Raw genomic sequence first — 26,493 nt, 5'->3', positions numbered from 1 at the left:
CCCCCGACCTACCGCAGTGACCGGACCGCCCGCGCCGCACCGAGCGCGAGGAGGCCGGCGAGCAGGCCGAGCAGGAGGGTCGTCGGGACGACGCCGAGGACGACCAGGCCGAACGTCACGAAGACGACCGCCGCGACCAGTTCCAGCCACCGGGTCGGAATCCAGCGCTCGAACTTCTCGCCGATGACGGCGTCGACGCCGGTCCGGAGGCCGAGCGCGGCCACCACGCCGACGAACACCGACAGCGGCCGGTCGGGGAACGTCCCGGCGAGCGTGATGGTCAGCAGTTGGGTCTTGTCGCCGAACTCGGCGAACGCGATGAAGACGAAACTCGTCAGGACGCCGCCGTGGGTCCCCACGCGGTCGAGGACCACGTCGGGCAGGAGTCGCCCCGTCAGCCCCACGTCGACGCCGCCGCCGGTCAGGAGCGGTCCGTCGGGGTCGCCGACGCGCCGGCGGAAGCGGCCGACCGCGGTCCACAGCGTCCAGAGGCCGAACGCGACGAACAGTCCGCCGGTCGCCAGCGTCATCGCCGTGTCGGAGACGGCGCTCACGACCATCTGGCCGACGGTCACCTCGATCGCGCTCCAGGCGACGAACGCGCCCATCGCGCCGACGAACACCTTCTCGGCGTCGTAGCGCGAGGCGAGGGTCACCACGACGAGTTGGCCCTTGTCGCCGAACGTCGCCAGCGTGTTGGCGAGGAACGCCGCGACCAGCGGGCCGTAGGCGTCGTAGCGTTCGACCACCGAGTCGAGTCCGGCCGCGAGCGGTACCGGCGACGGTACCGCCGCGGTCACGCCCGGACCTCCTCGGCGCTGCGGACCCGGATCGACCGGGCGACGTTCTCGGGGAGGCTCTGCTCGGCGTCGTCGTCGACCAGCGAGACGGTCACCATGCCGAACGGCGCCACGTCGACGACTTCGAGTTCTGTGCCCGGCGCGATGCCGGCGTCGGCGAGGTAGCGCAGTTCCTCCTCGTCGCGGTCGCTGACGCGGGCGACGACGAGGCGGTCGCCCGGCTCGTGGTCCGACAGCGGCGTCACGCCGGTTTCCTCGGGCGGCGTGAGGTCGGCGCCCGGGATGGGGTCGCCGTGGGGGTCGACCTCGGGGTCGCCCAGCGCCTCGGCGACCCGGCGCTCGAACTCCTCGCTGATGTGGTGTTCGAGCGTGTCGGCCTCCTCGTGGACCTCGCTCCACGAGTAGTCGAGGTGCTCGGTGAGGTACGACTCCAGCAGGCGGTGGTGGCGCAGCACTTCGAGCGCGACGGTTTCGCCCTCGGCGGTGAGTTCGACTCCCTTGTACTTCTCGCGCTCGACCAGTCCGCGGTCGGCGAGTTTCTCGACCATGCTCGTCACCGTGGGCGGCGTCACGTCAAGGTACTCCGCGATGGCGGAGGTCGAGACGGGGCTCTCTCCCTCCCGCTGGAGCGCGTAGATAGCCTTGAGGTAGTCCTCCATCACGTCGCTCAACATCGTGTGACCGTTATTAGACGCGTCTAAAGGATATATTTGTCCCCTCGTTTCGGCGGCGCGTCGGGCGGCGACGTATCGGCGTGGCGGGTCGTTCCGACGGTTCCGGTCGTTCCGCGGGAAACAGGCCCGGCTTGCGGCCCGCCGGCCCGATTCAAGCGCCGAATGCGGGTCGAGCGCCGTCGAGTCAAGCCAGGCCGGAGGCGCATTAACGCCGGTCTAAGCCGTTTTCGCGCGTCGAAGGAACCGATTGTCAGCTCCATTAGACGGAATATAACTAACGTCCCGGATGGAATATTCGGTGAGCATGCCGCAAGCAAGCGTACAGGTCGGGTGTCCCCACTGCGACGCCCGGAGCGTAACCATCGGCGACGACCTGCGTACGGACGGCGGAGAACCGCGAGCGGCCTTCGGCGACGGAGACAGACTGAAAGGTCGGTCGGTCGCCTGCGCCGAGTGCGGCGACCGCTTCGAGGTCTACTACTACTGAATCCGTTTCACTCCGTTTTTCGCGGGTTCGCGCGCCCTAACGTTCGACTAGCCGGTCAATAGTAATGGACGGATAGCTCGTAGCCGAATACGTCCATGTCAGAGTCCGAAGCGCGCGGTCGCATCACCGCTCACTTCCACGACGGAAGCCTCGAACTGCGGTCCAAGGCGTCGCCCGACGCCTGGATCATCGCCGACGACCCGGTCGACGTCGAACAGTAGCCCAGTCAGATTCCTTTGCCCATCAGGTGGCTGCGGAGCACGTCGTCGTCCTTGTTGCCCGCGCCGGTGTTCAGCAGGACGACGGTGTCGTCTTCTCCGAACTCGCCGCGCCGGGCGAGTTCCCACGCGCCGCTGGCGGCCGCCGCGGCGGTCGCGCCCATCTCGATGCCCTCGTTGGTGGCCACGGCGACGGCGCTGTCGAGGATGTCCTCGTCGGGGGTGGCCACCGCGCCGCCGTCGCTCTCGCGCAGGGCGTCCAGAATCCAGGGGCTCGCGCCGGGGTCCGGAATCTCGATGCCGCCGCAGATGGTGTCCGGCACGTCCCACGTCTCGTGGGCGTCCTTTCCCTCCTCGAACGCTTCGACGATGGGCGCACAGCCAGCCGACTGGGCCGCGTACATCGACGGCACCTCGTCGATCAGCCCGAGGTCCCGGAGTTCCGTCGCGCCCTTGTGCATCCCGACGAGGCCGACCCCGCCGCCGGTCGGGTAGACCACCGCGTCGGGCACCTCCCAGTCGTTCTGCTCGACGACCTCGTACAGCATCGTCTTCTTGCCCTCGTGGCGGTAGGGCGTGACGAACGTCTTGACCGAGTACCAGTCGTCGTGCTCGGCCATCGCGTCCTCGTAGGCCGCGCCGGCGTCGCCGATACGGCCCTCGACGACCGTCATGTCGCCGCCGTGGACGTTCACCATCGCCTTGTTGGTGAACCCAGCCCGCGAAGGGAGGAAGACGTGCGAGTCGAGACCGGCGCGCGCGGCGTACGCCGCCGCGGCCTGGCCGGCGTTGCCCGCGGAGTTGAGCGCCACGTCGGTCGCGCCGTGCTGGACCGCCGCCGTCACGGCGGCGGTCTGGCCGCGGTCCTTGAACGTCCCCGTCGGGTTGCGCCCCTCGTCTTTCAGCAGCACGCGGCCGACGCCGAGTTCGTCGGCGAGGCGCGGACACTCCACGAGCGGGGTCGCGCCCTCGTCCATCGTGACCGCCGATTCGCGGGGGAACGGCAGCAGTTCCTCGTAGCGCCACATCGTGTCGAAGCGCCGCGATTCGAGGTCCTCGCGCGAGAGGTCGATCTCGTCGTAGTCGTAGGTCGGGTCCAGGATGCCTCCGCAGTCGGGACAGCGATGGGTTGCCTCCGCGGCGTCGAACTGCTCGCCGCAGTCGACGCACGTCAGGCCGACGAACGCCTCGGTAGTCTCCATGCGCGAGGGTTCGAAGCCGAGGGACAAATCCCCTGCCCTTTCGCCCGACCGCTCGGCCCCTAGCTTCCGCCGACCACCCGGACCTGCCCTTTCGCTCGCCCGGCGCGACGCCGGCGTCGCGCCGGGCGGTCAGGCGGTGAGAGTTAGCGGAGTGCGAGCAACCGTGACACCGAGAAACGCACGACCGGGAGGCTTTTGACCGCCGCCGGAGTCGGAGCGAACGTGACGGACGACCAACCGCTTTCGCCGGCCGACGCGTTCGGCCTGGTGGCCGACGAAACCCGACTTCGCATCCTCCGGGCGCTCGGGAGCGCGCCGTACGAGGAGTTCGAGGGGACGCTTCGGTTCTCCGAACTCCGCGAGCGGGCCGCGGTCCGGGACAGCGGGAAGTTCAACTACCACCTCCGGAAATTGGTCGGCCCGTTCGTCCGCGAGCGCGAGGACGGCTACACCCTGAACTACGCGGGCGAACTGCTGTACCGGACCGTCGTCGCCGGGTTCTTCACCGACGACGCCGACCTGGAGAACTTCGACGCCGACGCCCCGTGTCCGACCTGCGGCACGACTCTACGGGCGCGCTACGAGGACAACCGGCTTCGCCTCGCCTGCGAGGACTGCGGCCGCGAGTACCAGGACGTCCCCTACCCGCCGAGCGCCGTCGAGGCGTGGGACGACGACGAACTGCTCTCGGCGTTCGACCAGTGGGGGAGACACAACATCCTGCTGTTCAACCGGGGCGTCTGCAAGTGGTGCGGCGGACCGATGCCGGGGGAGTTTCGGCGGGTCTCCGGCGAGGGGTTGACCGGCGACCGCGAGTCGGCGGTGTACGTCGCCCGCGCCTGCGGGAACTGCAACGGGTTCATGTACACGACCCCGGGCGAAACCGTCCTCTACCACCCGGCGACGGTGTCGTTCTTCCACGACCGCGGCGTCGACGTGACCGCCCGGCCACTCTGGGAACTCGACTTCGTCGCCGACGGCGTCCGGGAGGTCCGCTCGGAGGACCCATGGGAGGTCGTGGTGGCGGTCGAGTGCGACGGCGACGAACTCCGGTTCGTCCTCGACGACGACGTCGAGGTGACCGCGGTCGAGACGCCGGAAGAGTGACTGCGAGCGAGGTGCGGAAGGGGTGACCGCGAGCGAGGCGCGACGCCGAGCGTCGCGCCTCGCTCACGGGATTTGCGCGGAACGCCGCCCGCCACAACCGTCAAACCCCGCCGCGCCCTAGCCGGACCGGATGGAACCGTTCGAAACCGACCGGCGAGTGCTGACGCTCGCGTTCGCCCGGATGATAGACTCGGTGGGCAACTCGTTTCTCATCGTGGTGCTCCCGCGGTTCTTGAACGAAGTGGTCATCGGCTCCCGGCACGCCAGCCTGTTCGGGGTGGGGGTGCGCCAGTCCATCCTCATCGGGGTCGCGCTGTCGCTGTTCGGCTTCCTCAACAGCTTCGGCCAGCCGTTCACCGGGCGACTCTCGGACCGCACCGGCAGGCGGCGGGCGTTCATCCTCGCCGGACTCGCGCTCCTGGGACTGGCAAGCGGCGCGTACACGTTCGTCGACAGCTATCTCGGCGTCGTGGTCCTCCGGATGGTCCAGGGCCTCGGCGCGGCGCTGACCATCCCCGCGACCGTCGCGCTGGTCAACGAACTGGCGACCGACGTCGACCGGGGGAACAACTTCGGCGTGTTCAACACGTTCCGACTTATCGGCTTCGGGTTCGGCCCGCTGGCGGCGGGCGCGCTCCTCGAGTTCGGCCCCTACGCGACGCCGGTCGGGACGGTGTCGGGGTTCCACGCCGCGTTCGCCGTCGCCATGCTCGGGGCGGTCGTCAGCTTCGGCCTGGTCGCGGCGTTCGTCTCCGACCCCGAGCGGACCGCAGAATCCGCGGGCGACGACGTGGCCATCGCGGTCCGCGATCCCGACGGCCGGGGACTCGACACCGTGTTCGCGCTCGGCGTGGCGACGCTGTTCATGGCCATCGGCATCGGCCTGTTCGCCACGCTCGAACCGCAACTGCTGGCGCGACTCGACCAGGGGCCGGTGCTGTTCAGCGTCGAGTTCGCGGCGGTCGTGCTCGCCAACGTGGTCTTCCAGGTGCCGGTCGGCCGGGCGAGCGACAGGTACGGCCGCCGGCCGTTCGTCGTGGCCGGGTTCGTCGTGCTGGTCCCCTCGCTGCTCGCGCAGGGGTTCGTCACCACGCCGGCGACGATGATACTGGCTCGGCTGGTCCAGGGCGTCGCGGTGGCGATGGTGTTCGCGCCCGCGCTCGCGCTCGCCGGCGATCTGGCGCGGGAGGGCGAGTCGGGCACGAAGCTCTCGGTGCTGACGATGGCGTTCGGGCTCGGTACCGCCATCGGTCCGCTGGCCTCGGGCTTTCTGGTGACGTTCGGCTTCGTCTGGCCGTTCGCGTTCGGCGCTGCGCTGGCGGCCGTCGGACTCGCGCTCGTCTACACGCAGGTCGAAGAAACCGTCCCGGCGGGCGGGGAGGCCGGCCGACCCGCGCCCCAGGACTGACCGACCGGTCGCGGAACCGGCCGCGCTTGGCAGGCCCCGAAGTCGAACCCAGGGAATCTCGGAACTGAACCCAGCGGTGTCCGGCGGGTCGGACCCGCCGGACACGCCCGGAGCTACGGCGTCGAGTAGTCGACCTTGCCCTCCGCCTCGGTCGTCGTTATCGCGTAGAGGCGACCGTCGGGGATGTGGAGGTAGCTCCCGTCGTCGCGCTGGATTCGGACCCCGCGGACTCGCCCGGAGTCCGAGACGTGCTCGGCGTCGACCGCGATCGATTCGGCCCCGTCAGGTCCCTCGTAGGTTATCTCTGCCACGTCGGGCACGTGGGCGTCGATTTCAATAGTCCCGTCGGCCGCGTCCCCGACAGTCGCGACAGCCTCAGCGACCCCGCTCACAGCGCGAGTTTGAACAGGAGCGCGCCGAACAGCACGAATCCCCAGAGCCACTGGAGGTAGAGGTAGGCGGGCGCTCGAATCCAGAACAGGACCCCGAACGCGACGACCGTGACCGCGACGAACGCGGCAAGGACGACGCGGTTGACTCGCCGGAAGAACCGCGCCCGCTCGACGGTTTCGGCGTCGAGGGGGACCGGCGCGGCCACCCCCGCCTCGAACGCCGGCTTCGCGCGCTCGAACGTCTCGGCCGGCATCGCGTAGAGGCCCTGGACCGCCGAACGCTTCTCGACGCCGGGCGACGCCGACAGCCACAGCACGGCGAACTCCCCGACGGTGACGTGCCGGACGCCCGTGAGCGTCCGGAGGTCCACCACCCGCTCCCGGCCGTAACGAGGCGCGGAGAGGGTCAGCGACTCGGCGTCGAGTTCGCCCTCGCCGCGCTCAGCAGTTCGGTGAGCCAGGCGAACGCCACCGCGACGAACAGCGCGACGAACCACGTCGAATACGGACCGGACCAGTGTGGACGGGGGAGCGAGCGTTCGAGGGCGACCAGCGCGACGGCGACGGGTGTCGCCGCCGCGAGCGACAGCCACCACCGGCGGACGGCCAGCCACTCGCGGGCGGTCCGGTTTGCGGGTCGCCCGGCCCGCGCCAGGAGCCACCGCCAGCACCGCCAGGCGAGCGCGAGCGCCGCGAGCGAGAGGGCGGCGGGCGCCCACGGATTCGACGCCAGCGCGGCCGGGAGGAACGCCCGGCCGTACTCGAACGCTCCCGCCAGCACGGCGCCGCCCGCGAACGCCTCGAAGAGGTAGTAACAGACCCGAATCGTGCGGGAGTCGCCCGGACCGACGTTCCAGGAGAGACTCTCCGTCGTCGAATCCCCGGAGTCGCCGGGTGCTCCGTCGTCTCCGGACCGCTCCGTGCCGTCGCCTCCGGCGGTCATCGCTTCCGTGAAGGCAGGCTTCGGTGGCCCGGCGGAAAAGTAAGGGTCGCTTACGCGGCGCGGACGCCGACTCGTCGGCGTCCGCGCCACCGGTCACGGTCGTCTCGCCGGTCGCGCTCGGCCCTCACTCCCAGTCGGGTTCGCGGTCTTCGAGGAAGGCTTCCATCCCTTCCCGCTGGTCGTGCGTGCCGAACATCCCGCTCCAGAGCCGGCGCTCGTACTGCAGGCCCGCTTCGAGGGACATCTCGTGGGCCTGGTTGAGCGCCTCCTTGGCGGCCGCGAGCGCGAAGCGGGGCTTGGCCGCGAGGTCGGCCGCGAGTTCGGCGACGTGGTCGTCTAGCTGGTCGTGGGCGACGACCTCTCCGACGAGTCCGTACTCGCGGGCGTCCTGGGCGTCGATGCGCTCGCCGAAGAAGACCATCCGGCGGGCGATTTCGTCGCCGACGAGCCGCGAGAGGCGCTGGGTGCCGCCCCACCCGGGGACGATGCCGAGGTCGATCTCGGTCTGGCCGATGACGGCGTCCTCGCTGGCGACCCGGAGGTCGCAGGCCAGCGCGAGTTCGCACCCGCCGCCGAACGCGTAGCCGTTGACCGCCGCGATGGTGGGCGCAGGGAACCGCTCCAGCCTGTCGGCGACCCGGTGGCCCAGTTCGGCGTAGGCCAGCGCCTCGGGGGTCGAGAGGTCCTGCATGTAGCTGATGTCGGCGCCCGCGACGAAGGCGTCGTCGCCCGCGCCGGTGAGCACGAGCGCCCGGACGTCCTCGGCCTCGGCCTCGTCCAGGGCCTCCTCGATGGCCTCGAGCGTCTCGACGTTCACCGCGTTGAGCCGGTCCGGTCGGTCGACGGTGAGCGTGGCCACGGCGTCCTCTACGTCGAGTCGGATGGTCTCCCAGTCGGACATGCCTCCGACGACGACGGCCTGCGGAATAGTCCTTCCCTTCCGGGAAACGCCCGCGCCGAGGAGTCGTCGCCCCTTCCGGAAAACCGAAATATTCCCCGCGCCTAGCCTCGGGCGATGACTCTCTCCGACGAGGCCCGCGAGCGGCTGGCGGATCTGGTGGAGCTACAGCCGACCAAGAACGCGGAACTGCAGGAGCGGTGGGGCCTCGAAAGCGGCAGCGAGGTCCACCAGTACCTCGAAAACGAACTCAAGGAGTACTACTACCGCGACGACAACAGCCTCATCCGCGCGAACAAGGAGGCGGCCGAGCTCGTCGACGTCGACCCCGGCCTCGTCGCCGACGAGGACGATGGCATCCCGGAGGTCATCCGCGTGCCCGAACTCCAGAAGCAGGTGTTCGACGTGGTCGCCGGCCCGGACGAGGAGTCCGAGAGCGTGGTGTCGGTCCTCCAGAAGGTCCGCGAGGAGTTCGGCGTCGACCCCGAGGCCGAGGACGTCCGGAAGGCCCTCCAGAGCCTCCGGCGCAAGGGCGTAATCGAGGTGATCTACCGGACCGTGCCGACGTTCAAACTGGCGGTCGAGCGCGACGAGGTCGAAGTGCAAGTTTCGGACTGAGCGGTCTGCTCGCGACTTTTCTCTCCCGACGTTCGGACGTGAGGCCCGCTTCCGCGAAGACGCTCACGAGAGCGCCAGCAGCGTCCCGTCGTACGTGCTGACGTACAGCATCTCGCCCGCGAGCGCGAGGTGGTACGCCGGCGCGTCGAGTTTCAGCCGCCACCGGGTTTCGCCGGTGGCGGCGTCGAGCGCGACCAGTTCGCTTCCGGACTGGCTGTCGTACAGCGGGACGTAGAGGCGCTCGCCGTCCGAGACGGGCGCGATTCGCCAGCTTCCGAGGTCCGGGAACTCCCGGGTCCACCGCCGGGTTCCGTCGGCGGGGTCGAAGGCGACGACGCGGGCGTCCGACCGGGGTTCGACCCAGTCGCCGTGGTCTATCTTCTCGACGTTCGCGCCGGCCTTGTAGAACACCGCGTCGCCGGCGACGACCGGGGTGGTGCCGAACGAGCCGACCGGTTCGCGCCACCGGACTGCGCCGTCGGTCCCGACCGCGGCGAGTTTGCCGGTGTCGTCGTCGCCGCCGGGGTACCACTCTTCGGTTTCGGGGACGAAGACCAGTCCACCGCCGACCGCCGGCGCGGGAGCGACGTCCTCCTGGTGTCGAAAGCGCCAGCGCGTCCGCGGCGGGTCGCCGACCATCGCGGTGAACATATCCCGGCGGCGGTCGCAGGCGAACAGGCCCTTCCAGCCCCGAGGCACGTAGAGTGCACCGTCGGTGACCGCGGGGCGGGCGCGTGGGTGGCTCACTTCGAGTCGCCACCGCCGCCGACCCGAGTCACGGTCGAGCGCGAAGAGGTAGTCGAGCGTCGGGACGTAGACGGCGTCGCCGGCGACCAGCGGGGCCTGGACGCCCCTGTGGTCGAGTCTCGTCCGCCACCGCCGCCGCGAGCGCGCTTCGGCGTCGGGGGCCGCGTCGAACGACGTGACGCCGGGCGTCGAGGACGTCCCTCGCCGCGTCGAGACGAACAGGCGGCCGCCGGCGTAGGCCGCGCCGTGGAACGTCTCCTCGCGCTCGCCGCCGACCGACCAGACCGCGCGCCCGTCGCCGACCCGGTGGGCCGAGAGGTCGGGACCGCCGACGTAGACGCGGTCGCCGACGACGACCGGCGCGGGCGCGTTGAGGTAGCCGCGAAATCGGTCTCCGGGTTCGTAGGCGTCGAGCGTCCAGCGCGTTCGCGGGTCGCTCGCGGGACCGGACGCGCCGGGGTTGAAGCCGGCGTTTCTCGCGTCCCGGTGGACGAGCGGCCAGTCGGCGCCGTCGGCGGGATTCGCTATCGAGTCGGGGCCGAGTTTCGCCGTCGACGCGCCGAACCCGGCGAAGACACCGCCCGCCCCGACGAGGGCGGCGCGTCTGGAGACGGATGGAGGGCTCACGCCGAGATGACACTCTGACGAAACTAATAGTTCTCACGGTTCGTGACGGTGGAAACGAGTCGCGCTCGGCGACTCAGTCGGGTCGCGCCCGCTCGCGCCGGTCTTCGAGGAGTCGGCGAATCGCCTTGCCCGGCCCGCCCTCGATGGGCCAGGCCCCCATCCGCCACTGCGGCGGTTCGGGCGAGAACTCCAGACACGACCCGGCGCATTCGCGGTCGGTCTGGTTGCGGCCCTTCGCGGCACAGTACGGCAGGAGGCTCCGGCCCTCGCGGCGCAACTGGAAGTGCCGGCAGTCCGGGCGCATCGTCTCGGCGTAGTTTCGCCAGCCGCGCTCGTAGGCGCGCTCGGCGATTTCGAGCCGTTTCGTCGCCTTCCGCTCCGGGTCGGCGTACTCGAAGGTGGCCGCCGACTGGTCGTACTTCCCGCCGGAGGGTCGGTCGAGGATGCGCGTGCCGGGGTCGTCGACCGCGAGCGACCGGGGGAACCACTCGACGCTGGCGGCGTCGCGCGCGACGCCGCCGGCGGCCGCCTCGGATTCGTCGTCGAGGGTGAGGATGCCGGCCTCCACGGGAACCGCCTCCAGCAGCGCCGGTTCGACGCGCTCGCCGGTCTTCCGGGTGGCGACCCACACCTCGTCGGCGAGTCCGAGCGCCACGTCGTACTCCAGTTGTGGCTTCAACGCGCGGGCCGCGCTGGCGTCCAGGTCGGGCTTGTTCTCGACGGCGACGATGCGCCGGACCCAGTCGGGATACCGCCACTTGCGGCGAATCTGGAGTTTGTTGCCGTGCTTGCGCACGTCCAGGATGCCGCGGTCGTCGGCCGCGTGGATGCTCTCGCGGACGTACCGCCAGGGGTAGTCCGGGTGCGGGAGGGCGTCGCGGTACCACGCCCACTCGGCGGGCGCGTTGCGGACGACGTGCAGGAGGTCCGGGTCGAGTCGCTCCCGGCCGAAGTTCCGGCGCTCGCGCAGGCCCTCGGGGTCGACTTCGAGGACGATGGTGTCCCACCGCCTGCGCTTCGTCCCGAGTTGCCGAGCGACGACGACCGGCCGCGGCCGGTCGTCGTCGCTATCGGCGTCGGCGGCGGACGCGCCTCGCCCGTCGTCGCCGGGCGGCCAGTGGAGTTCCGCCCAGCGGCACGCTCGCAACTCGAAGACGAACTCGGAGTCGGCGTCTGGCACGCCCGGAGGTGCGGACGGTGTTACCTAAGTCGTTCTGGTGGGGCGGCGGCGGAGTCCTCGGCGCGGAGGTCCGTCTCGACGGACCTCCGCGCCGCCGAAGCGGTCGCTCCGAGAGTCGCGGGTGCGGTCGCTCGAAAGTCGCCGAAGCGGTCGCTCGGCGGGGCGGGCGGACGAAACGGGCGGTCGGTCAAAGACCGCCGTTCTCTTTCTTCTCGTCGAGGAACTCGTGGGCGTCTTCGAGGATGTCGCGGGGTCCGTCCTGGGTGATGGTGTTTATCGCCTGGTCGTAGTCGCGCCACTGGTGGTCGCGGTGTTCGTGGGACAGCTCGGCGCTGGCCTCGTAGGACTGGGCGATGAACAGGTGGACCGTCTTGTGGATGGTGTTGCCGTTCGCCTCGAAGACGTAGTCGTAGTCGTCCCGGAAGCCGTCGATGAGTCGGAAGTCCTCGATGCCCGACTCCTCCTTGACTTCGCGAATCGCGGTTTGCTGTAGCTCTTCGTCGCCCTCCACGCCGCCCTTGGGGAACTCCCAGTCGCCCGGGCGACTCTTGAGGAGGAGGTATTCTCTTCGACCGCGGGTATCCCTGAACAGGATCGCACCCGCGCTCGTGGCTTCAACCGTCATTTACTGGAGTGTAAACGGTGATACGTTAAGAGAATGTCGGAGAACCACGGCGAGATGACAACGTCTCACTTCCGGGTCGTCCCGGTTCCCGCTCTCGCCGGTCCCGCCACCGCCGGTTCTGCCCACCGCCGGCCGCGGCGGAGACAGAACACTCGATTTACGTACCTCCGCGAAATAGGTGACGGACACGAACCCCCAGCCATGACCTTCGTAACCAAAATCCGGCTTCAGAGCGGCAACCGGCCCGCGCTGGAGCGAGTGGTAGACGAGATTCGAACCACGGTCGAGCGAAAGGGCGCGGAACTGCGCGGCCCCCACTCGGACCCGCCCGAGCGCCTGACGGTCCCCCAGTACAAGACGACGTCCGGCGACCAGTCCCGACAGTTCCGGTCGTGGGACTACACGGTCTACACCCGCCAGCTAGAGATCGTCGGCCACGACGCGGTGGCCCGGCAGGCGACCGAAACCGAGTTCCCCGACGGCGTTCGCGCCGAGGTCGAACTCGAACACGTCGAGATGGCCTGACCGCCGAACCGCTCCTTTCTCCGCGCCGATTTCCTCGAACCCTCGAAAATCGATTCTTCCGGCTCAGTACGCCGACTCGCCGACCTTCTCCAGGAAGGTGGCCGTCCCGCGGTGGGCGTTCGCGTCGAACGACTCCACCTTCAGTCGAACCCGGGCGTCGACCACGTCCTCGGACGCACCCTCGACGGTCAGAATCGTGTCGCCGATTCTGGCGATGGGCGACTCGCCGTCGTAGCCCGTGACGAACGCCGTGATCTCCTCGCCGGGGTCGAAACTGGGTTTGTTCGTCCGGAAGCCGAATCCGGCGAAGAACTTGCGGTGGCGGCTCATACGCGGGCCACCTCCTCGGACTCGCGGTCGGAGACGTACTCCAGGCCGAACCCGGTCCACGCCGACAGCAGGAAGACGAAGAACAGGAGCCAGCCGTGGAAGACGAACGGCCAGACGTCACCGGGGTTGACCAGCATCTCGCGGGTGAACCAGTCGAAGCCCTCCGCGCCGAGCAGCGAGCGCATCTCGGCGTACCCCACGAGGACGCCGCCCGCCCACGGGAAGATGTAGCCGAGCGCCGAGGTGTTGGCGTCGAGGATGTTCGCCCGGCGGTAGCCGTTGACGTTGAACCGCTCGCCGATGCGCGCGACGTAGGGCGCGATGGCGATTTCGGCGGCGGTGTTGATGGTGATCATGGCGTTGACCATCGCGGTGCCGAGCACCATCGTAGTCTCGGCGCGCCGGACGCCGGTGGCGACCCGGTTCAACAGCCAGTTCTGGACCGCCGCGAAGCCGCCGCCGCGGATCATTATCTGGGCGCCGGCGACGATGAGCAGCGTGAGCACGATGAGCGGGAAGAACCCGGCCGCCCCCGAGTAGATGGACCCGCCGACGCCCACGTTCCCGGAGGTCACCGGCACCGTCGTCACGAACGGGAGCACGTCGGCCGCGGTTTTGGCCAGCGCGACGTTCGCCGGCGCGCGGAACACCAGCATGTCCGAGACGGGTGCCAGGCCGAGCGCGACGTTGATGACGAACGAGAAGAGAAGTCCCCACGAAACCGCCTCGACGATGTGGCGACCCTGAATCGCGGTGCCGATGACCACCGCGATCGAGATGAGGTGGACCAGGCCGAGCGGTTCGGCCTGTCCGGCGAGCACGTCGCTCCCGCCCGCGATTTCGATGCCCTCCATCGCGTTGCCGGCGATCAGGTAGCCGACGAACGCCAGCGACGCCGCCACGATGGCGTACTTGAACCGCGAGGCGACCACGCCGCCGATGTCGGCGTCCTGGGTCACCGCGCTCACGATGGTGGTGTCCGAAACCGGCGCGAGGTTGTCGCCGAACACCGCGCCAGAGAGGATGGCCCCGAACAGCAGGGTCGGGTTCGCACCCACGAGCAGGCCCGCGGGGAAGAACAGGCCCGTGAACGCGATGGCGGTCCCGTAGCCGGTGCCGATGCCGGTCGCCAACAGCGCCGCGAGCAGGAAGGTGATGGCGGGAAAGAGGTCGGCGCCGACGTTCAGCGCCTCGGCCGCCCACACCAGACCGCCGACGAAGCCGCCGGCCTGGATGGTGTCGGCGAACATGCCCGCCCAGAGCCAGGCCACGATGGCCGTCGCGGCCACTCGCTGGGTCATCCCCTCGAAGATGGTGTTTGCGTAGGTCTTCCAGTCGCCCTTCGCGAAGAACATGCCGACGATCAGCGAAACCAGCATCCCCGCGACCAGGCCGGTGGTGTCGCCGATTCTCATCAGGCCGCTCTGGAAGACGGCCCACGCGATGAACAGCGCGATGGGAATCGCGCTGGCGGCCGGCCCGCCGTAGAACTCGATTCGACGCCCCCGGCGCGCCCGCTGGGCGTCGGCCAGTTCCGCCTCGACTGCGCGTTCCTGTGTATCGTCGTCTGCCATACTCGGCTCTCTGTACGACAACTGTATCGAGAATCGGTATAAATAATCACCTGCTAAAGGTGGCGTTCGAACTGACTGTCGTGACTGTCTGTCACGCCTGTGGGGTCGGTCGTGGCGGACCGAGGCGATTGCCGGGCCTCAAGCACTTATGTCGCCGGCGCGCCACCGGACGGGTATGAGCCAGCAGACTGCGGGCGACCGCCTAGTGGACCTGCGACGCGACCTGCACCGACACCCCGAACCGGCGTGGCGCGAGTTCTACACGACCGCGCGAATCGTCGAGGAACTCGAACGCGTGGGCGTCGACGACCTGTACGTCGGCCCGGACGCCATCGCCGCCGACGAGCGGATGGCCGTCCCGGACGACGGCGAACTCGACGAGTGGTTCGAACGGGCCCGCGAGGCGGGCGCCGACCCCGAGGTGCTGGAGCGACTCGAAGGCGGATACACCGGCGCGGTCGCGGTCCTCGAACGCGGCGAGGGACCGACCGTCGGCCTCCGGGTGGACATCGACGGCCTGCTCCGCGAGGAGTCGGAAGACGACGACCACGTCCCCGCCGCGGAGGGCTTCCGCTCCGAGAACGAGGGCGCGATGCACGCTTGCGGCCACGACGCCCACGCGACCATCGGTATCGGCGTCCTCGAAGCGGTGAAGGACAGCGACTTCGAGGGGACGTTCAAGGTGTTCTTCCAGCCGGGCGAGGAGATGATCGCGGGCGGCAAGTCGATGGCCGAGAGCGACCACCTCGCCGACGTCGACTACCTGCTCGCCGCGCACGTCGGCCTCGACCACCCGACGGGCGAGATCGTCGCGGGACTCGACGGCTTCCTCGCGGTGAGTCACTTCCGGGCGGAGTTCTCGGGCGAACCGGCCCACGCGGGCGGTCAGCCCAACGAGGGCGAGAACGCCGTCCAGGCGATGGCGACCGCGGTCCAGAACCTCTACGCCATCCCGCGCCACGAGGACGGCGCGACCCGCGTCAACGCGGGCCAGGTCGGCGGCGGCACCGCGACCAACATCGTCCCGGAGCAGGCGTTCATCGAGGGCGAGGTCCGGGGCGAGACGACCGAACTCAAAGACTACATGAAAGACCGCGCCGAGCGCGCGCTCGACGCTGCCGCGGAGATGCACGGTTGTACGGTCGAGCGGACCACGAACGGGGAGGCGCCGAGCGCCGAAAGCGACCAGGCGCTCGTCGACGCGGTGGGCGAGGTCGCGGGCGAAACCGACGGTGTCGAGAACGTGGTCGAGCGCGACGACCTCGGGGGGAGCGAGGACGCGACCTACCTGATGCGGGCGGTCCAGGAGAACGGCGGCCTCGCCGCCTACGTCGGCGTCGGCACCGACCACCCCGGCGGCCACCACACCGCCACGTTCGACGTGGACGAGGCGTCGATCGCTATCGGCGTCGACGTGCTGGCCGGCGCGGTGGAGGAAATCGCGGAGCGGCGACCCTGACCGGTCGGACGCCGCCGAACCGCGGCCGTCTCGGTGATACCGTAGACACTCGTACCGTCGTGCTTCCTCCGGCGGTACGGCGGTGATGCGGGCCGGCGTCAGGCCGATAGTGATAGACCGCCAACCGATTCAATACAGTAACGGAGATTTTTTATACTCGGGTGGAGCAAACATGAGTACTCCGAGCACACGGAGGGAGTTATCAAATGAGCGAGAATCTAACCGAAGCACACACCAACAGCACGGTCAGCGACACCATCCAGCGGCGTTCGAGCGAACCGGCCGAACCGCTCAGTTCCATCGTCGTGGATGCCGTCGCGGAGGCCGCCGGCATGGACCCCGCTAATTTAGGAACTTCTCTCTACGAACAGATCGATCCCGACGCCCTCGACAACTTATTTAGCGATCGTCACAATGGAATGCCCCGCGGTAGCGGCCACGTCGTCTTCACCCTCCTCGACTACGAAGTGACCGTCTACAGCGACGGGAACGTAGTCGTCGAAGAGTAGCCTCCCCCGCGGCCTCGCCAGCCCCGTCGACCTCGCCGGCCGACCGTTCGACGGCCGCCATCGAACCGCCGCCGACGCGGTGCCCACCCCCAGCGAGACGACCGGCGGAGGGGAGGTGCGACGCGCCGTCCGACCGACTTCTTCTTTTTCGACTTCTCGTCCCGTCGAGACGCCGCCTCTCGTCTCTCGCTTGCTCACTCGCGTAACTCGTCCGTTTCCCTCCTCGGACGCCGCGCTCTCCCCTCGGATGCCACCCGCGCGGTCCGTCGCCGACGGCGGGGTCCGGTTCGAAAAGTCTAATCCGGAGGAATTCGAAATCGGTCGTATGGCCGACGATACCGAGGAAGAAGAGGAAGCACCCGCCGTCGAACTCGGCGAAGGCGAACGCGTCGAGGGTGCGCCGCTCGCTCGCGTGGCTTCGCGACTCCACTGGCCCATCCAGAAGAGCGAAATCGACCGCAAGGAAGGCGAGTCGACGGTTCGGACGCCCGACGGCCCGCGCGTGCTGTCCGACCTGCTCGCCGAGGCCGACGAGACGTACTTCGAGCGCCGCCAGGAGTTCCTGAACGAGATTCGGGCCGTCACCGGCCCTGGACCGATACCGACCGCAGACGAGTAGCGTGTCGGTCGTCGAGTCGGTTCGGCGGGGCGTCACCCGCCTCACGTGGGTCCAGCGCTCGCTCGTGGTGGGCGCGCTCCTGACCGTCGCGTGGATGTCGTGGGACGTTTCGGGACTGAACGAGCGCCTCGTCCGCGACACCGTGGTCTACATCCTCGCGCCCGCGGCGCTGGCGCTCTCCCACGGCCGCGACCTGGGCTACCGAATCGACCGAACCGCGGTGCGGAACACGATTCTCCTCTCGCTGTTCGTGCTTCCCTTCTACGTCGTGGGTTCGTCGCTCCCGACGATTCGACACTACTACCCGATGTGGGAGACGGGCGCCGCGCTCGGTGAGTTTCTACCGCACGCGCTCAAGCAGTTCGTCGTCGCGCTGGCTGCCGAGACGTACTACCGCGGCCTGCTCTGCGTCGGCGTGCGTGAAATCGGGTTCAAGAGCGTGTTCATCAGCCCGTTCCTCTACGCGTTCCACCACATGTACAAGCCGCCGGTCGAACTGATGCTGTCGGCGCCGACCGACGTGCTGTTCGGCGCGGTCGATTACAAGAGCCGGTCGTTGCTCCCCTCGGTCGTCGCCCACGGCATCGGACTCGCCGTGCTGGACTGGCTGGTGCTCCACGAACCGCTCTTCCCGCCCGAGCAGGTGGTCCGGTGGTTGTCGTGGCTCCCGATACCGCTGTAGGCCGCTCCGGGAATCCGTCGGATTCCGAATAGGCCGGGTTTTTGAACGACCGGACCGAAGGTAGTATTGTATGTCTCTTCCAATCGATCCCACGGCACTCGACGCCGACGACATCGGCGAGAAGGAGGCCACGCTGGAGATGGACCACGAGGAGGCCGTCGAACACGTCCGGGAGGTGTTCACCGACGCCGGGTTCGGGATGCCCGCGGAGTTCTCGCCCTCGGAACTGCTCAACGAGAAGGTCGACGCCGACCACGACCCCTACCACCTGCTAGGCGCGTGCAACCCGGGGATGGCCGACCGCGCGCTCGACGCCAGCGGCAACCAAATCGGCGCGCTATTCCCCTGCAACGTCGTGGTCTGGCAGGAGGAACCAGGCCGCCAGAAGGTCTACCACGTCAGTATCATGAAGATAGCGCGTCTCGCCGGAATGGCGCCCGACGACGACGAGTGGGAGGACATCGTCGCCGAAACCGGTGCGCTCGTCGACGAGGCGTGGGCGAACCTCGACGCGACGTAACTACGGCGCACTTCCGATTACCGCCCGTCTCTCCGTTCCGCGTCCGCGTCTCGCCGGTTGTCGTCTCGTCGCTCCTCGTCTTCGAGTCGGTCGACCTCTTCGCGGAGGTGGTCGACCTCGCGCCGGAGCGCCGACACCTCGTCGTTCGACTCGTCGGACACGCTCCGGTAGGTGAAGAACAGACCGCCGAGGAGCACCAGCGGGAGGCCGAACAGCAGGACGGCGATGAGGAGGACGACCAGCATCTCCATCCCGCCGGGGACGGGACCGAACAGGGGGAACATGGTCGCCACTGGTGACGGAAGCGACGTAAGCTTTCTCCTCGCGCGAAGTCGGCCCGTAACGAGGTCCGTTCTCAGGAGAAGTCAGAGAGGTTCGCCTGGAGTCCGGAGAGCATGTCGGACTTGCGCCGGAGGTCCGCCAGCGACACCGGGAGGTTCGGGACGATCTCCCGGACTGCACCGTGGAACGTCTCGGCCTCGCCGAACTCGCCGTCGAAGGCGTTGCGGACACTCTCGCGGATCTGCCAGACGCCGACCGGCGCCCAGTAGTCGTCCGAAACCTCCCGGAGGACGAGACACTTCGCCTGCCGACCCACCGAGTCGAGGTGTTCGAGCACCGCGAGTCGGGAGGCGTAGTACGCGCCCGCCGTCTCCTCGACGTACTTCGTCCGGCCCTCGAAGCCCTCGCTGGCGCTCCCCATCCACGTCTCGCCGTTGGGGTCCTGGTTCCAGATGCTGCCGGGCGCCTTCATCTCGACGAGTTCGTACTCCCACTGGCCGGGCGTGAGGACCACCCAGTAGCGGTTGCCGACGTACTCGTTGACCCACACCTGAGTTTCGTCGACGCTCGGGTTCGTCCGGATTCGCCCGCGGAGGTACTGGCCGATGGTGTCGTCGACCGCCGTGATGGACCACCGGGTCGGGACGAGTCGGCGGTTCTCGCCGCGGCCGAGCGCGCCCGCCGAGAGGATGTCGTTTATCTCGTAGACGTCGAACCCCCGCCGATAGAGGTAGGTCATTGCGCCCTGGGCCTGCCAGTCGTCGTCCTCCAGGGTCTTCTTGACCGGGCGCGGGACGTGGGGGTTCTCCGCGAGGTCGGCGGAGGTCGCGCGCGCCGCGGGACCGGTCGGCGAGGTCACGTCGTCGATGCCGAAGTCGAGGTCGAGCGAGTTTGACAGTCCGATCTCGACGTCGACCGGTCGGTCGGCGATGGCGACCTCGCGCTGGGTGCCGAGGAAGCCGTCCCAGGCGTCACTGACGTTGCCGACGTCCGCCGACCGGTTGGAGTTGAGCAGTCCCGTCCGGTACTGGAGCACGTCGTCGATGCCGAGGCCGCGGTCGTACCAGTCGCCGGAGACGGCGTGCTCCGCGGCGCGGTCTTCCGCTCCCACGGGCGAGAGGATGCCGGTCGAGACGTTCGGGTAGTTCGACCGACCGACGAACACCGAAGGCGACGTGCTTCCGAACAGCGAGTCGCCCTGCGTGACCTCGGAGAAGCGGTTCTCGAACTTGTCGACGTAGTCGAGGATCTCGTAGGACTTCTCCTCGGCGAGGCGACGTTTCCGGTCGGCCTCGTCCGGCCCGAGACCTTCGATGAACTCGTCGAGACGCATTCGTTCGACCTTGGGAGCGAGAGGGTTTGAACCTTACTCGCCGCGAACGGCGGTGGAGAACGAGGGGCGTACAGGGACCACGAGAGGGGCGAACCGCCGGACGCGTCTTAAGACGCGTCCGGCGGTTCGCTGGCAAGCGGGCGCGCCGGTCGTGACCCCGTTTCGCGGCCGGCGCGCGGGCGGTCGCTACATACCCGCAGGTGGTTTCGTTTCGGTATTTGAATCTACGGACGACCGGGAACGAGAAGCCGAGGACTGCGAGCGACCGAGAACTGCGGGAAACCGAGAACCCCGAGAATCGAAACCGCGGGAATCGGAACAGCGGGTCCTAACTGTGGATGCCCATCGCTTCGATCTGTTCCTGGTAGCGGTTGCGGATGGTGACTTCGGTGACCTGCGCGACGTCTGCGACCTCGCGCTGGGTCTTCTTCTCGTTACAGAGTAACGACGCCGCGTAGATGGCCGCCGCCGCGTACCCCGTCGGCGACTTGCCGGAGAGGAGCCCTTCCTCGGCCGTAGTTTCGATGATTTCGTTGGCCTTCGTCTGGACTTCTTCGCTGAGTTCGAGTTCAGAACAGAACCGCGGGACGTACTTCTTCGGGTCGACGGGCTTCATCTCCAGGCCGAGTTCCTGGGAGATGTAGCGATACGTTCGGCCGATCTCCTTTCGTTCGACGCGCGATACTTCCGAGATTTCTTCGAGGCTTCGCGGGATACCTTCCTTCCGACAGGCGGCGTAGAGCGCGCTGGTGGCGACGCCCTCGATGGAGCGACCCCGGATGAGGTCCTCCTTGAGCGCCCGCCGGTAGATGACGCTCGCCACCTCGCGGACGGAGCGCGGAACGCCGAGCGCCGAGGCCATGCGGTCGATCTCGCTGAGCGCGAACTGGAGATTGCGCTCGCCCGCGTCCTTCGTCCGGATGCGCTCCTGCCATTTCCGCAGACGGTGCATCTGGCTCCGTTTCTTCGAGGAAATAGAGCGACCGTAGGCGTCCTTGTCCTTCCAGTCGATGGTCGTGGTCAGCCCCTTGTCGTGCATCGTCTGGGTCGTCGGGGCTCCCACGCGCGACTTTTCCTGCCGTTCCTGATGGTTGAACGCGCGCCACTCAGGGCCGGGGTCTATCTGCTCCTCCTCGACGACCAGACCGCAGTCGTCGCAGATGAGTTCCGCCCTGTCGGAGCTCTTGACGAGATTGTCGGAATTGCACTCCGGGCATTCCCGTACGCCCTCGCTCTCGTCCTCCGTTTGCTCCGCCTCGGCTTGGCGCTCCCGCTGGCGAGTGGACCGTGTCATCGCACTTTTATAGTAGTATTCCGGAAACACTTAAACCCTCGGTCGTCAACGTCGCGTATCTCGGGCGTCGGAATTTCTCAGGGACCGCTTAATGCCGCAAATTCGGCCGGTATTCTCGAAACCACGAGAGGAGAGCACCATCGGAAGTCGTTTATACGGCTATCGAGGAGGTCATCCCGTATGCCGGTCATCGAGTGCGACGTCGACGCCGCCCGCGAGAAGTTGGTCGACGCCGGAGCCGAGGTGTCGTCCGGGAACTCGGAGCACGAGCGCTGGCGCGCCGAGTACGGCGACGCCAACGCGGTCGCGTACGACGGGAAGGTCGTCGTCCAAGGGGCGAGTCCCGGCGACATCGAGGCGGTCCTCCGCGAGGCGGGCGGTCACGCGTACGTCTACTTCGACGGCGGAAGTCGGGGGAATCCAGGTCCCGCGGCCGTGGGCTGGGTCATCGTCACCAGCGACGGCATCGCCGCCGAGGGGAGCGAAACCATCGGGCGCGCGACCAACAACCAGGCCGAGTACGAGGCGCTGGTCCGGGCGCTCCGGGCCGCCCGCGACTACGGCTTCGACAGCCTCGACGTGAAGGGCGACTCGGAACTCATCGTCAAGCAGGTCAACGGCGCGTGGAACACCAACGACCCGGACCTCCGCGAACTCAGGGTCACCGCTCGGGAACTGCTGACGAACTTCGACGAGTGGACGCTCCAGCACGTTCCGCGGGAGATAAACGAGCGCGCCGACAAACTGGTGAACGAGGCCCTGGATAATGGATGAGGAACGACACGCCGAGTCCGGCCGACGGCGTTCCGAGACGGACGCTCGAAATCCCGAATCCGAGGAGGAGTCCCGCGACGAACTCCCCGAGACGGTCGTCGAGCGGGCCGAACGGCTCACTCGACTGGCGCGCGAGGCGGTCGACGAGGCGGAAGCGGCGGCCTACCGCGAAGAACGGGCGTCGCTGCTCGAAGACCGGGAGTTTGTCGCGCACGAACGCGAGGACGACGCCGCCACGGTACTCGTCCTCCACCCCGAGGAGTGGGTCGAGGACGGGAGGATACGGGTCGAACGCGTCGAGGACACCGACCGGGCCGTCGAGGTTCCCCTCGACGGGCCGGGCGACCCCGACGAGTGGGACGCGGTCGACGACCACAATAGGTCGGTCGCGGCGCGCGTGCGAGACGCCCACGGCGACGTCCACGGCGACAACGCCGCGGCGTTCGCCGACTTCATGAGTAACCACTACGCGCGACCCGTCGAGTCGGCGACCGCTGAGGAAGTGTCGGAGTTCCTCGCGGAGTACTTTCCACGGAACGCGTGGCCGACAGAAGAACAGCGGGCGGTCGTCGAGGAATCGGTCGAACGCTGTTTCGACGTCGCGGACGAACGAGCGCCTACCAGACGGTAAATCCACCCCCGGTGGGGCGTCGTCCGCGTCGGGGACGGTTCGGGCGGAAAGACGGCCCGAACGGGCGACTACTCTTCGGTGAGTTCGCGGATCTGTTCGGCGCGCTCTTCGTCGGTGACGAACTTCTCGAGCGTCCACTGTAGCGAGTCCACGACGGCGCCGAGGCCCTCGTCGGTGAGCTCGTACTGGTTGGTTCGCTTGTCGAGTTCGCTCTTCTCGACGAATCCCTTCTCGACCAGGGTGTCGAGGTTGGGGTAGAGACGGCCGTGGTTTACCTCCTCGCCGTAGTAGTCCTCGAGTTCTCGCTTGATGGCGAGACCGTACATGGGCTCCTCCGAGAGGATGACGAGGATGTTGTGCTGGAACGCGGTGAGGTTACGTGCGGTACTCGTCTCTGTGAGTGTCTGTGCCTCTGACATAGAGTCTGACAGACGAAGATTTGTCACGCCGGTATTTAATCCTTCCCAACTTAGACAGAGTTTCCCCGGTTATGGCTCAGTTGTAGTACCGTATTTTAATCCAGTTTAAGTAGGGGACTGAAGGACGCCGGTATCTGTCACGGACGTATCTTATTATCCAGCGGCCAACACGACGAAAACTCCGAGACGCCCAAATCGGAGGTCACGGCGCTCGGTCGCCGAAAACCCCGAAATCCGGCGCGAAACGGATGCCGAAAGGACTTTCCCCGACTCTGACGCAGTTTCGAGCGCACTATGACGAACCTCTGGGAAGACTTGGAGACGGGACCGAACCCGCCGGAAGAGATCTACGCGGTCGTCGAGTGTCTCAAAGGCGAGCGCAACAAGTACGAGTACGACAAGGACATCCCGGGCGTCATGCTCGACCGGGTCCTCCACAGCAACGTCCACTACCCCAGCGACTACGGCTTCATCCCGCAGTCGTACTACGACGACGAGGACCCCTTCGACGTGCTCGTCCTCGTCAAGGACCAGACGTTCCCCGGGTGCGTCATCGAGGCCCGTCCGGTCGCGATGATGAAGATGGACGACGACGGCGAGCAGGACGACAAGGTCATCGCCGTCCCCATCGAGGACCCGCGCTACGACCACGTCCAGGACGTCGACGACCTCACCGACCAGAAGAAGGCCGAGATCGAGGAGTTCTTCGAGACGTACAAGAACCTCGAAGCCGGCAAGGAAGTCGAAACCCTCGGCTGGGAGGACAAGGCGGCCGCGAAGGACGCCATCGAACACGCGATGGACCTCTACGAAGAGCACTTCGGCTGAACCGCCGCGAGGACGACCGCTCCCAAATCGCCGGCCCCGACCGGTCAGGGCCGGCGATTTCCCCCCGTGACCGTCGGTCGCTCCCCCGACCGATCTACCGTTTCTCTCCGCATTTCGACACTCACAGTAGACAGACAGTTGCCCGAAACTATTTCAGTCTGGCCTCGGCACCCCGAACCGAGAACCGATGGCGACCGGACCCGTACTCGGCAGTAGCGAGTTGGTGATGCTGGCAGCGACGCTTCTGGTTTCGGGGGGTCTGGTCTTCTACGCCGCCCAGTCGGTGACCGACTGGCGCCGCCGCGACGACGAGTCGCCGTCCGACGCGCTCCGGGCGACTATCGCCGGACAGAACCGCGTGGCGCTGGTCGTCCCCGACGGGCCGAGCATCGACGCGCTGGCCGCGGCGGTGGGCCTCCAGGCGCTCTCGAAGGAGTGGGGCGTCACCGGCCGACTGTTCGCCGAAGGCCCCGTCACCGGCGAGGACAGCAAGACGTTCTGCAACATCTTCGACGTTGAACTGAGCGTCGTCTCGGAAGGGACCGACACGCTGGCCGACTGCGACGCCGCCATCGCGGTCGGCGGCGGCGGGGCAGTTCCGCGACTCTCGAACAACCCGCCGGTCGTCGCCGTCGTCCGCCACCGCCCGACCGCCGAGGAGAACATCCTCACCGTCACCCCGACCGACGACGGTGCGACCGCCACGACGGTCACGCGCCTGCTCCGCGAGGAGGAGGTCGTGCCCGACCAGCGGGTCGCCACCGCGCTGTTACACGGCATCCGGGCGGGCACCCACGAGTTCCGGCGCGCGAACGGCCAGCACGACTACGAGGCCGCCGGCTTCCTCCACACCTACGCCGACCTCGGGCGCATCGAGGACCTGCGCTCGCCGGGAATGAGCGGCGACACCTTCGACGTGATAAGCGACGCCATCGCCAACCGCGAGCGCCGGGCGAGTTTCGCCGTGACGAACGTCGGGGCGGTACCGTCGGTGTCTTCGCTCGAAGAGGCCGCCGACACGATGCTCCGACTGGAGGGCGTCTCGACCGCCGCGGTGTTCGGCATCCACGAGGAAACCATCGTCGTCTCCTGCCGGGCCGAGGACGTCCGGACGAACGCCCTCGACATCCTCGACACCGCCTTCGACGCGAGCGAGACGACCGGCGGCAACACCGACGCCGCGACTGCCCGAGTCCCGCTCGGCCTGTTCGCGCAGGTCGACAGCGACCACACCGAGACGCTGGACATGCTCATCGACGCCAGCACCCGGAAGGCGCTGTTCGAGGCGTTCGAGAGTTCGTAGCGCACTGTCATCTCGACCCCTCCGAATCGTGATACTCGTTCGCATACGAGAGAGTCTCGGCGAAAAGAAATTTCTTGTACCTCTACGTCGTAGCCGAACGTATGGGTCTCTTCGACAGGATCCGTGGCGAGGATAAGCCGCGTGTCGCTTTCTTTGGTATCGACGGCGTTCCGTATAGCTTCCTAGAGGACAACTTCGACGAGTTCGAACATCTGAGCGCGCTCGCCGACGAGGGGTCGTCGGGCGCGATAGACAGCATCGTTCCCCCCGAATCCTCGGCCTGCTGGCCCTCCCTGACCACCGGCGTCAACCCCGGACAGACCGGCGTCTACGGCTTCCAGGACCGCGAGGTCGGCTCCTACGACACCTACGTGCCGATGGGCCGGGACGTCCAGGCGACTCGCGTCTGGGACCGCGTCCAGGACGCCGGCCGGGACGCGACGGTGATGAACGTCCCCGTCACCTTCCCGCCCCAGCGCAACGTCCAGCGGATGGTTTCGGGCTTCCTCTCGCCGGGCGTCGACAAGGCGGCGTACCCCGACGAGATGCGCGACTACCTCGAGTCCATCGACTACCGGATCGACTCCAACGCCAAACTCGGGCACAAGGACGACAAATCGGAGTTCATCGAGAACGCCCACGAGACGCTCGACGCCCGTTACGAGGCGTTCAAACACTACATCCAGCAGGACGACTGGGACCTGTTCTTCGGCGTCTTCATGACCACCGACCGGGTGAACCACTTCCTCTACCGCCACTACGAGGAGGACATGGAGTACAAACAGGAGTTCATCGACTTCTACAAGAAGGTCGACCGCTACCTCGGCGAGATTCGACAGAATCTCCCGGACGACGTGACGATGATGGTCGCCTCCGACCACGGGTTCACCAGCCTCGACTACGAGGTCCACTTCAACACCTGGCTCGAACAGGAGGGGTGGCTCTCCTACGAAGACGACGACCACGAGGAACTGGGCGACATCAGCGAGGACACCGAGGCCTACTCGCTCATCCCCGGCCGCTTCTACATCAACCTCGAAGGCCGCGAACCCCGCGGGTCGGTCCCGCAGAGCGAGTACGAGGAGAAGCGCGACCAACTCAAGGACGCCCTCGAATCGCTCGAAGGGCCGAACGGCGAGAAGGTCTGTGACCGCGTGGTCACCAAGGAGGAGGCCTTCGACGGCGACCACGACGACATCGCGCCCGACCTCGTCGCAATCCCGAGTTACGGCTTCGACCTCAAGGCCGGGTTCAAGGGCCACGACGACGTGTTCGGCGAGGGGCCGCGCAACGGCATGCACAGCTTCGACAACGCCACGCTGTTCGTCGACGACCCGGACGCCTCGATGCGCGACGTCGACCTCTACGACATCACGCCCACCATCCTCGACCTGATGGAGATGGACTACGACGCCGCCGAGTTCGACGGCAAGAGCCTGGTGTAGTCGGAACTCGCGGTCGGACGTTCGGCGAGTTCTCTTCTTT

The 26,493-nt window shown here is 67.8% G+C and carries 32 protein-coding genes; 16 read left to right on the top strand and 16 right to left on the bottom strand.

What is annotated here, in order from left to right:
• Positions 1–8: 8 nt before the first annotated feature.
• Both NGM07_RS18645 and NGM07_RS18640 read right to left on the bottom strand, forming a co-directional pair.
• Positions 9–800: a TMEM165/GDT1 family protein gene (locus tag NGM07_RS18645; protein WP_253514391.1), complete on the bottom strand. Its 792-nt coding sequence runs from the start codon at positions 798–800 to the stop codon at positions 9–11.
• Positions 797–1,474: a metal-dependent transcriptional regulator gene (locus NGM07_RS18640; protein WP_253514390.1), complete on the bottom strand. Its 678-nt coding sequence runs from the start codon at positions 1,472–1,474 to the stop codon at positions 797–799. Before NGM07_RS18640 ends, NGM07_RS18645 begins: the two co-directional genes overlap by 4 nt.
• A gap of 304 nt (positions 1,475–1,778) precedes the next feature.
• On the opposite strand from NGM07_RS18640, the gene NGM07_RS18635 reads away from it, so the two are divergent.
• Both NGM07_RS18635 and NGM07_RS25355 read left to right on the top strand, forming a co-directional pair.
• Positions 1,779–1,961 carry a hypothetical protein gene (locus NGM07_RS18635; RefSeq protein WP_253514388.1) on the top strand — a complete coding sequence of 61 codons (183 nt, stop codon included), beginning with the start codon at positions 1,779–1,781 and terminating at the stop codon, positions 1,959–1,961.
• Positions 1,962–2,056: 95 nt separating this feature from the next.
• Positions 2,057–2,182 (top strand): hypothetical protein, encoded by a 126-nt coding sequence (locus NGM07_RS25355; RefSeq protein WP_256524265.1) that lies wholly within the window; start codon positions 2,057–2,059, stop codon positions 2,180–2,182.
• Positions 2,183–2,187: 5 nt separating this feature from the next.
• Here NGM07_RS25355 and NGM07_RS18630 read toward each other — a convergent pair whose 3' ends face one another.
• Positions 2,188–3,381 (bottom strand): threonine synthase, encoded by a 1,194-nt coding sequence (locus NGM07_RS18630; RefSeq protein WP_253514386.1) that lies wholly within the window; start codon positions 3,379–3,381, stop codon positions 2,188–2,190.
• A gap of 222 nt (positions 3,382–3,603) precedes the next feature.
• On the opposite strand from NGM07_RS18630, the gene NGM07_RS18625 reads away from it, so the two are divergent.
• Together NGM07_RS18625 and NGM07_RS18620 are read left to right on the top strand one after the other, a co-directional pair.
• Complete coding sequence (locus NGM07_RS18625; protein WP_253514384.1) at positions 3,604–4,488, top strand: DUF7351 domain-containing protein; 885 nt, start codon at positions 3,604–3,606, stop codon at positions 4,486–4,488.
• A gap of 130 nt (positions 4,489–4,618) precedes the next feature.
• Positions 4,619–5,896 (top strand): MFS transporter, encoded by a 1,278-nt coding sequence (locus NGM07_RS18620; RefSeq protein ID WP_253514382.1) that lies wholly within the window; start codon positions 4,619–4,621, stop codon positions 5,894–5,896.
• Positions 5,897–6,009: 113 nt separating this feature from the next.
• Here the strand turns inward: NGM07_RS18620 and NGM07_RS18615 are convergent, their stop codons facing one another.
• From NGM07_RS18615 to NGM07_RS18600, 4 genes are all read right to left on the bottom strand, one after another.
• Positions 6,010–6,288: a hypothetical protein gene (locus tag NGM07_RS18615; protein WP_253514380.1), complete on the bottom strand. Its 279-nt coding sequence runs from the start codon at positions 6,286–6,288 to the stop codon at positions 6,010–6,012.
• The gene (locus NGM07_RS18610) at positions 6,285–6,659 is read right to left on the bottom strand and encodes a hypothetical protein (RefSeq protein ID WP_253514378.1); all 375 of its coding nucleotides are present in this window, start codon (positions 6,657–6,659) and stop codon (positions 6,285–6,287) included. Before NGM07_RS18610 ends, NGM07_RS18615 begins: the two co-directional genes overlap by 4 nt.
• A gap of 35 nt (positions 6,660–6,694) precedes the next feature.
• Positions 6,695–7,231 (bottom strand): hypothetical protein, encoded by a 537-nt coding sequence (locus NGM07_RS18605; RefSeq protein ID WP_253514375.1) that lies wholly within the window; start codon positions 7,229–7,231, stop codon positions 6,695–6,697.
• Positions 7,232–7,355: 124 nt separating this feature from the next.
• Positions 7,356–8,132, bottom strand: coding sequence for an enoyl-CoA hydratase/isomerase family protein (locus NGM07_RS18600; RefSeq protein WP_253514372.1), 777 nt, complete (start codon positions 8,130–8,132; stop codon positions 7,356–7,358).
• Positions 8,133–8,246: 114 nt separating this feature from the next.
• Between NGM07_RS18600 and NGM07_RS18595 the strand changes: the two genes are divergently transcribed.
• On the top strand, positions 8,247–8,747 hold the full coding sequence (locus tag NGM07_RS18595) for a DUF5797 family protein (protein ID WP_253514369.1): 501 nt from the start codon (positions 8,247–8,249) through the stop codon (positions 8,745–8,747).
• Between the two features lie 63 nt (positions 8,748–8,810).
• Here the strand turns inward: NGM07_RS18595 and NGM07_RS18590 are convergent, their stop codons facing one another.
• The 3 genes from NGM07_RS18590 to NGM07_RS18580 form a co-directional block, all read right to left on the bottom strand.
• On the bottom strand, positions 8,811–10,121 hold the full coding sequence (locus tag NGM07_RS18590) for a PQQ-binding-like beta-propeller repeat protein (protein ID WP_253514367.1): 1,311 nt from the start codon (positions 10,119–10,121) through the stop codon (positions 8,811–8,813).
• Positions 10,122–10,194: 73 nt separating this feature from the next.
• Positions 10,195–11,301: a DUF5787 family protein gene (locus NGM07_RS18585; RefSeq protein ID WP_253514365.1), complete on the bottom strand. Its 1,107-nt coding sequence runs from the start codon at positions 11,299–11,301 to the stop codon at positions 10,195–10,197.
• 187 nt (positions 11,302–11,488) lie between these two features.
• Positions 11,489–11,926: a bis(5'-nucleosyl)-tetraphosphatase gene (locus tag NGM07_RS18580; RefSeq protein ID WP_253514363.1), complete on the bottom strand. Its 438-nt coding sequence runs from the start codon at positions 11,924–11,926 to the stop codon at positions 11,489–11,491.
• Positions 11,927–12,127: 201 nt separating this feature from the next.
• On the opposite strand from NGM07_RS18580, the gene NGM07_RS18575 reads away from it, so the two are divergent.
• Positions 12,128–12,451 (top strand): uS10/mL48 family ribosomal protein, encoded by a 324-nt coding sequence (locus tag NGM07_RS18575; protein ID WP_253514361.1) that lies wholly within the window; start codon positions 12,128–12,130, stop codon positions 12,449–12,451.
• Positions 12,452–12,514: 63 nt separating this feature from the next.
• Here NGM07_RS18575 and NGM07_RS18570 read toward each other — a convergent pair whose 3' ends face one another.
• Positions 12,515–12,781 carry a DUF7513 family protein gene (locus NGM07_RS18570; RefSeq protein ID WP_253514358.1) on the bottom strand — a complete coding sequence of 89 codons (267 nt, stop codon included), beginning with the start codon at positions 12,779–12,781 and terminating at the stop codon, positions 12,515–12,517.
• Positions 12,778–14,355 (bottom strand): Na+/H+ antiporter NhaC family protein, encoded by a 1,578-nt coding sequence (locus NGM07_RS18565; RefSeq protein ID WP_253514355.1) that lies wholly within the window; start codon positions 14,353–14,355, stop codon positions 12,778–12,780. The genes NGM07_RS18570 and NGM07_RS18565 overlap by 4 nt, the downstream gene beginning before the upstream one ends.
• A 175-nt stretch (positions 14,356–14,530) precedes the next feature.
• Between NGM07_RS18565 and NGM07_RS18560 the strand changes: the two genes are divergently transcribed.
• The 5 genes from NGM07_RS18560 to NGM07_RS18540 all read left to right on the top strand — a co-directional run bounded on the left by NGM07_RS18560 (position 14,531) and on the right by NGM07_RS18540 (position 18,144).
• Entirely contained in the window at positions 14,531–15,814 is a 1,284-nt protein-coding gene (locus tag NGM07_RS18560) for an amidohydrolase (RefSeq protein WP_253514353.1), read from the top strand.
• A gap of 206 nt (positions 15,815–16,020) precedes the next feature.
• Positions 16,021–16,323 (top strand): HalOD1 output domain-containing protein, encoded by a 303-nt coding sequence (locus NGM07_RS18555; RefSeq protein WP_253514351.1) that lies wholly within the window; start codon positions 16,021–16,023, stop codon positions 16,321–16,323.
• A 325-nt stretch (positions 16,324–16,648) separates the two neighbouring features.
• Positions 16,649–16,942: a DUF5789 family protein gene (locus NGM07_RS18550; RefSeq protein ID WP_253514349.1), complete on the top strand. Its 294-nt coding sequence runs from the start codon at positions 16,649–16,651 to the stop codon at positions 16,940–16,942.
• Between the two features lie 94 nt (positions 16,943–17,036).
• The gene (locus NGM07_RS18545) at positions 17,037–17,624 is read left to right on the top strand and encodes a CPBP family intramembrane glutamic endopeptidase (protein ID WP_368410319.1); all 588 of its coding nucleotides are present in this window, start codon (positions 17,037–17,039) and stop codon (positions 17,622–17,624) included.
• A gap of 70 nt (positions 17,625–17,694) precedes the next feature.
• Complete coding sequence (locus tag NGM07_RS18540) at positions 17,695–18,144, top strand: DUF302 domain-containing protein (protein ID WP_253514343.1); 450 nt, start codon at positions 17,695–17,697, stop codon at positions 18,142–18,144.
• A gap of 17 nt (positions 18,145–18,161) precedes the next feature.
• Here NGM07_RS18540 and NGM07_RS18535 read toward each other — a convergent pair whose 3' ends face one another.
• The 3 genes from NGM07_RS18535 to NGM07_RS18525 all read right to left on the bottom strand — a co-directional run bounded on the left by NGM07_RS18535 (position 18,162) and on the right by NGM07_RS18525 (position 21,053).
• A complete protein-coding gene (locus tag NGM07_RS18535; protein WP_253514340.1) occupies positions 18,162–18,428 on the bottom strand; it encodes a hypothetical protein in 267 nt (88 codons plus the stop codon).
• Positions 18,429–18,499: 71 nt separating this feature from the next.
• Positions 18,500–19,759, bottom strand: coding sequence for a DNA repair protein NreA (nreA, locus tag NGM07_RS18530; protein WP_253514338.1), 1,260 nt, complete (start codon positions 19,757–19,759; stop codon positions 18,500–18,502).
• A 328-nt stretch (positions 19,760–20,087) separates the two neighbouring features.
• Complete coding sequence (locus NGM07_RS18525) at positions 20,088–21,053, bottom strand: transcription initiation factor IIB (protein WP_253514335.1); 966 nt, start codon at positions 21,051–21,053, stop codon at positions 20,088–20,090.
• A 180-nt stretch (positions 21,054–21,233) separates the two neighbouring features.
• Between NGM07_RS18525 and rnhA the strand changes: the two genes are divergently transcribed.
• Positions 21,234–21,827: a ribonuclease HI gene (gene rnhA, locus NGM07_RS18520; protein WP_253514332.1), complete on the top strand. Its 594-nt coding sequence runs from the start codon at positions 21,234–21,236 to the stop codon at positions 21,825–21,827.
• Positions 21,820–22,458: a DUF7108 family protein gene (locus NGM07_RS18515; protein WP_253514330.1), complete on the top strand. Its 639-nt coding sequence runs from the start codon at positions 21,820–21,822 to the stop codon at positions 22,456–22,458. The genes rnhA and NGM07_RS18515 overlap by 8 nt, the downstream gene beginning before the upstream one ends.
• Positions 22,459–22,526: 68 nt before the next feature.
• Here the strand turns inward: NGM07_RS18515 and NGM07_RS18510 are convergent, their stop codons facing one another.
• Entirely contained in the window at positions 22,527–22,877 is a 351-nt protein-coding gene (locus tag NGM07_RS18510) for a PadR family transcriptional regulator (RefSeq protein WP_253514327.1), read from the bottom strand.
• Between the two features lie 294 nt (positions 22,878–23,171).
• Here NGM07_RS18510 and NGM07_RS18505 point away from each other — a divergent pair, with 294 nt between their 5' ends.
• The 3 genes from NGM07_RS18505 to NGM07_RS18495 all read left to right on the top strand — a co-directional run bounded on the left by NGM07_RS18505 (position 23,172) and on the right by NGM07_RS18495 (position 26,453).
• Positions 23,172–23,705 carry an inorganic diphosphatase gene (locus NGM07_RS18505; protein ID WP_253514325.1) on the top strand — a complete coding sequence of 178 codons (534 nt, stop codon included), beginning with the start codon at positions 23,172–23,174 and terminating at the stop codon, positions 23,703–23,705.
• A 187-nt stretch (positions 23,706–23,892) separates the two neighbouring features.
• Positions 23,893–25,008, top strand: a complete 1,116-nt coding sequence (locus NGM07_RS18500; protein ID WP_253514323.1) for a DHH family phosphoesterase — start codon at positions 23,893–23,895, stop codon at positions 25,006–25,008.
• A 101-nt stretch (positions 25,009–25,109) separates the two neighbouring features.
• Complete coding sequence (locus tag NGM07_RS18495; protein WP_253514321.1) at positions 25,110–26,453, top strand: alkaline phosphatase family protein; 1,344 nt, start codon at positions 25,110–25,112, stop codon at positions 26,451–26,453.
• Positions 26,454–26,493: the final 40 nt, after the last annotated feature.

This window comes from Halorussus vallis (assembly GCF_024138165.1).
GTDB classification, from domain to species: Archaea; Halobacteriota; Halobacteria; order Halobacteriales; family Haladaptataceae; genus Halorussus; species Halorussus vallis.
The sequence above is the reverse complement of the archived record's forward strand: the minus strand, read 5'-3'. Positions and strand labels throughout refer to the sequence as shown.

Coding starts and splice junctions, on each gene's coding strand:
- NGM07_RS18640 (WP_253514390.1), bottom strand. CDS start 1,474: ATGTTGAGCGACGTGATGGAGGACTACCTCAAGGCTATCTACGCGCTC.
- NGM07_RS18635 (WP_253514388.1), top strand. CDS start 1,779: ATGCCGCAAGCAAGCGTACAGGTCGGGTGTCCCCACTGCGACGCCCGG.
- NGM07_RS25355 (WP_256524265.1), top strand. CDS start 2,057: ATGTCAGAGTCCGAAGCGCGCGGTCGCATCACCGCTCACTTCCACGAC.
- NGM07_RS18630 (WP_253514386.1), bottom strand. CDS start 3,381: ATGGAGACTACCGAGGCGTTCGTCGGCCTGACGTGCGTCGACTGCGGC.
- NGM07_RS18620 (WP_253514382.1), top strand. CDS start 4,619: ATGGAACCGTTCGAAACCGACCGGCGAGTGCTGACGCTCGCGTTCGCC.
- NGM07_RS18605 (WP_253514375.1), bottom strand. CDS start 7,231: ATGACCGCCGGAGGCGACGGCACGGAGCGGTCCGGAGACGACGGAGCA.
- NGM07_RS18600 (WP_253514372.1), bottom strand. CDS start 8,132: ATGTCCGACTGGGAGACCATCCGACTCGACGTAGAGGACGCCGTGGCC.
- NGM07_RS18595 (WP_253514369.1), top strand. CDS start 8,247: ATGACTCTCTCCGACGAGGCCCGCGAGCGGCTGGCGGATCTGGTGGAG.
- NGM07_RS18580 (WP_253514363.1), bottom strand. CDS start 11,926: ATGACGGTTGAAGCCACGAGCGCGGGTGCGATCCTGTTCAGGGATACC.
- NGM07_RS18575 (WP_253514361.1), top strand. CDS start 12,128: ATGACCTTCGTAACCAAAATCCGGCTTCAGAGCGGCAACCGGCCCGCG.
- NGM07_RS18570 (WP_253514358.1), bottom strand. CDS start 12,781: ATGAGCCGCCACCGCAAGTTCTTCGCCGGATTCGGCTTCCGGACGAAC.
- NGM07_RS18565 (WP_253514355.1), bottom strand. CDS start 14,355: ATGGCAGACGACGATACACAGGAACGCGCAGTCGAGGCGGAACTGGCC.
- NGM07_RS18560 (WP_253514353.1), top strand. CDS start 14,531: ATGAGCCAGCAGACTGCGGGCGACCGCCTAGTGGACCTGCGACGCGAC.
- NGM07_RS18555 (WP_253514351.1), top strand. CDS start 16,021: ATGAGCGAGAATCTAACCGAAGCACACACCAACAGCACGGTCAGCGAC.
- NGM07_RS18550 (WP_253514349.1), top strand. CDS start 16,649: ATGGCCGACGATACCGAGGAAGAAGAGGAAGCACCCGCCGTCGAACTC.
- NGM07_RS18545 (WP_368410319.1), top strand. CDS start 17,037: ATGTCGTGGGACGTTTCGGGACTGAACGAGCGCCTCGTCCGCGACACC.
- NGM07_RS18540 (WP_253514343.1), top strand. CDS start 17,695: ATGTCTCTTCCAATCGATCCCACGGCACTCGACGCCGACGACATCGGC.
- NGM07_RS18535 (WP_253514340.1), bottom strand. CDS start 18,428: ATGTTCCCCCTGTTCGGTCCCGTCCCCGGCGGGATGGAGATGCTGGTC.
- nreA (WP_253514338.1), bottom strand. CDS start 19,759: ATGCGTCTCGACGAGTTCATCGAAGGTCTCGGGCCGGACGAGGCCGAC.
- NGM07_RS18525 (WP_253514335.1), bottom strand. CDS start 21,053: ATGACACGGTCCACTCGCCAGCGGGAGCGCCAAGCCGAGGCGGAGCAA.
- rnhA (WP_253514332.1), top strand. CDS start 21,234: ATGCCGGTCATCGAGTGCGACGTCGACGCCGCCCGCGAGAAGTTGGTC.
- NGM07_RS18515 (WP_253514330.1), top strand. CDS start 21,820: ATGGATGAGGAACGACACGCCGAGTCCGGCCGACGGCGTTCCGAGACG.
- NGM07_RS18510 (WP_253514327.1), bottom strand. CDS start 22,877: ATGTCAGAGGCACAGACACTCACAGAGACGAGTACCGCACGTAACCTC.
- NGM07_RS18505 (WP_253514325.1), top strand. CDS start 23,172: ATGACGAACCTCTGGGAAGACTTGGAGACGGGACCGAACCCGCCGGAA.
- NGM07_RS18500 (WP_253514323.1), top strand. CDS start 23,893: ATGGCGACCGGACCCGTACTCGGCAGTAGCGAGTTGGTGATGCTGGCA.
- NGM07_RS18495 (WP_253514321.1), top strand. CDS start 25,110: ATGGGTCTCTTCGACAGGATCCGTGGCGAGGATAAGCCGCGTGTCGCT.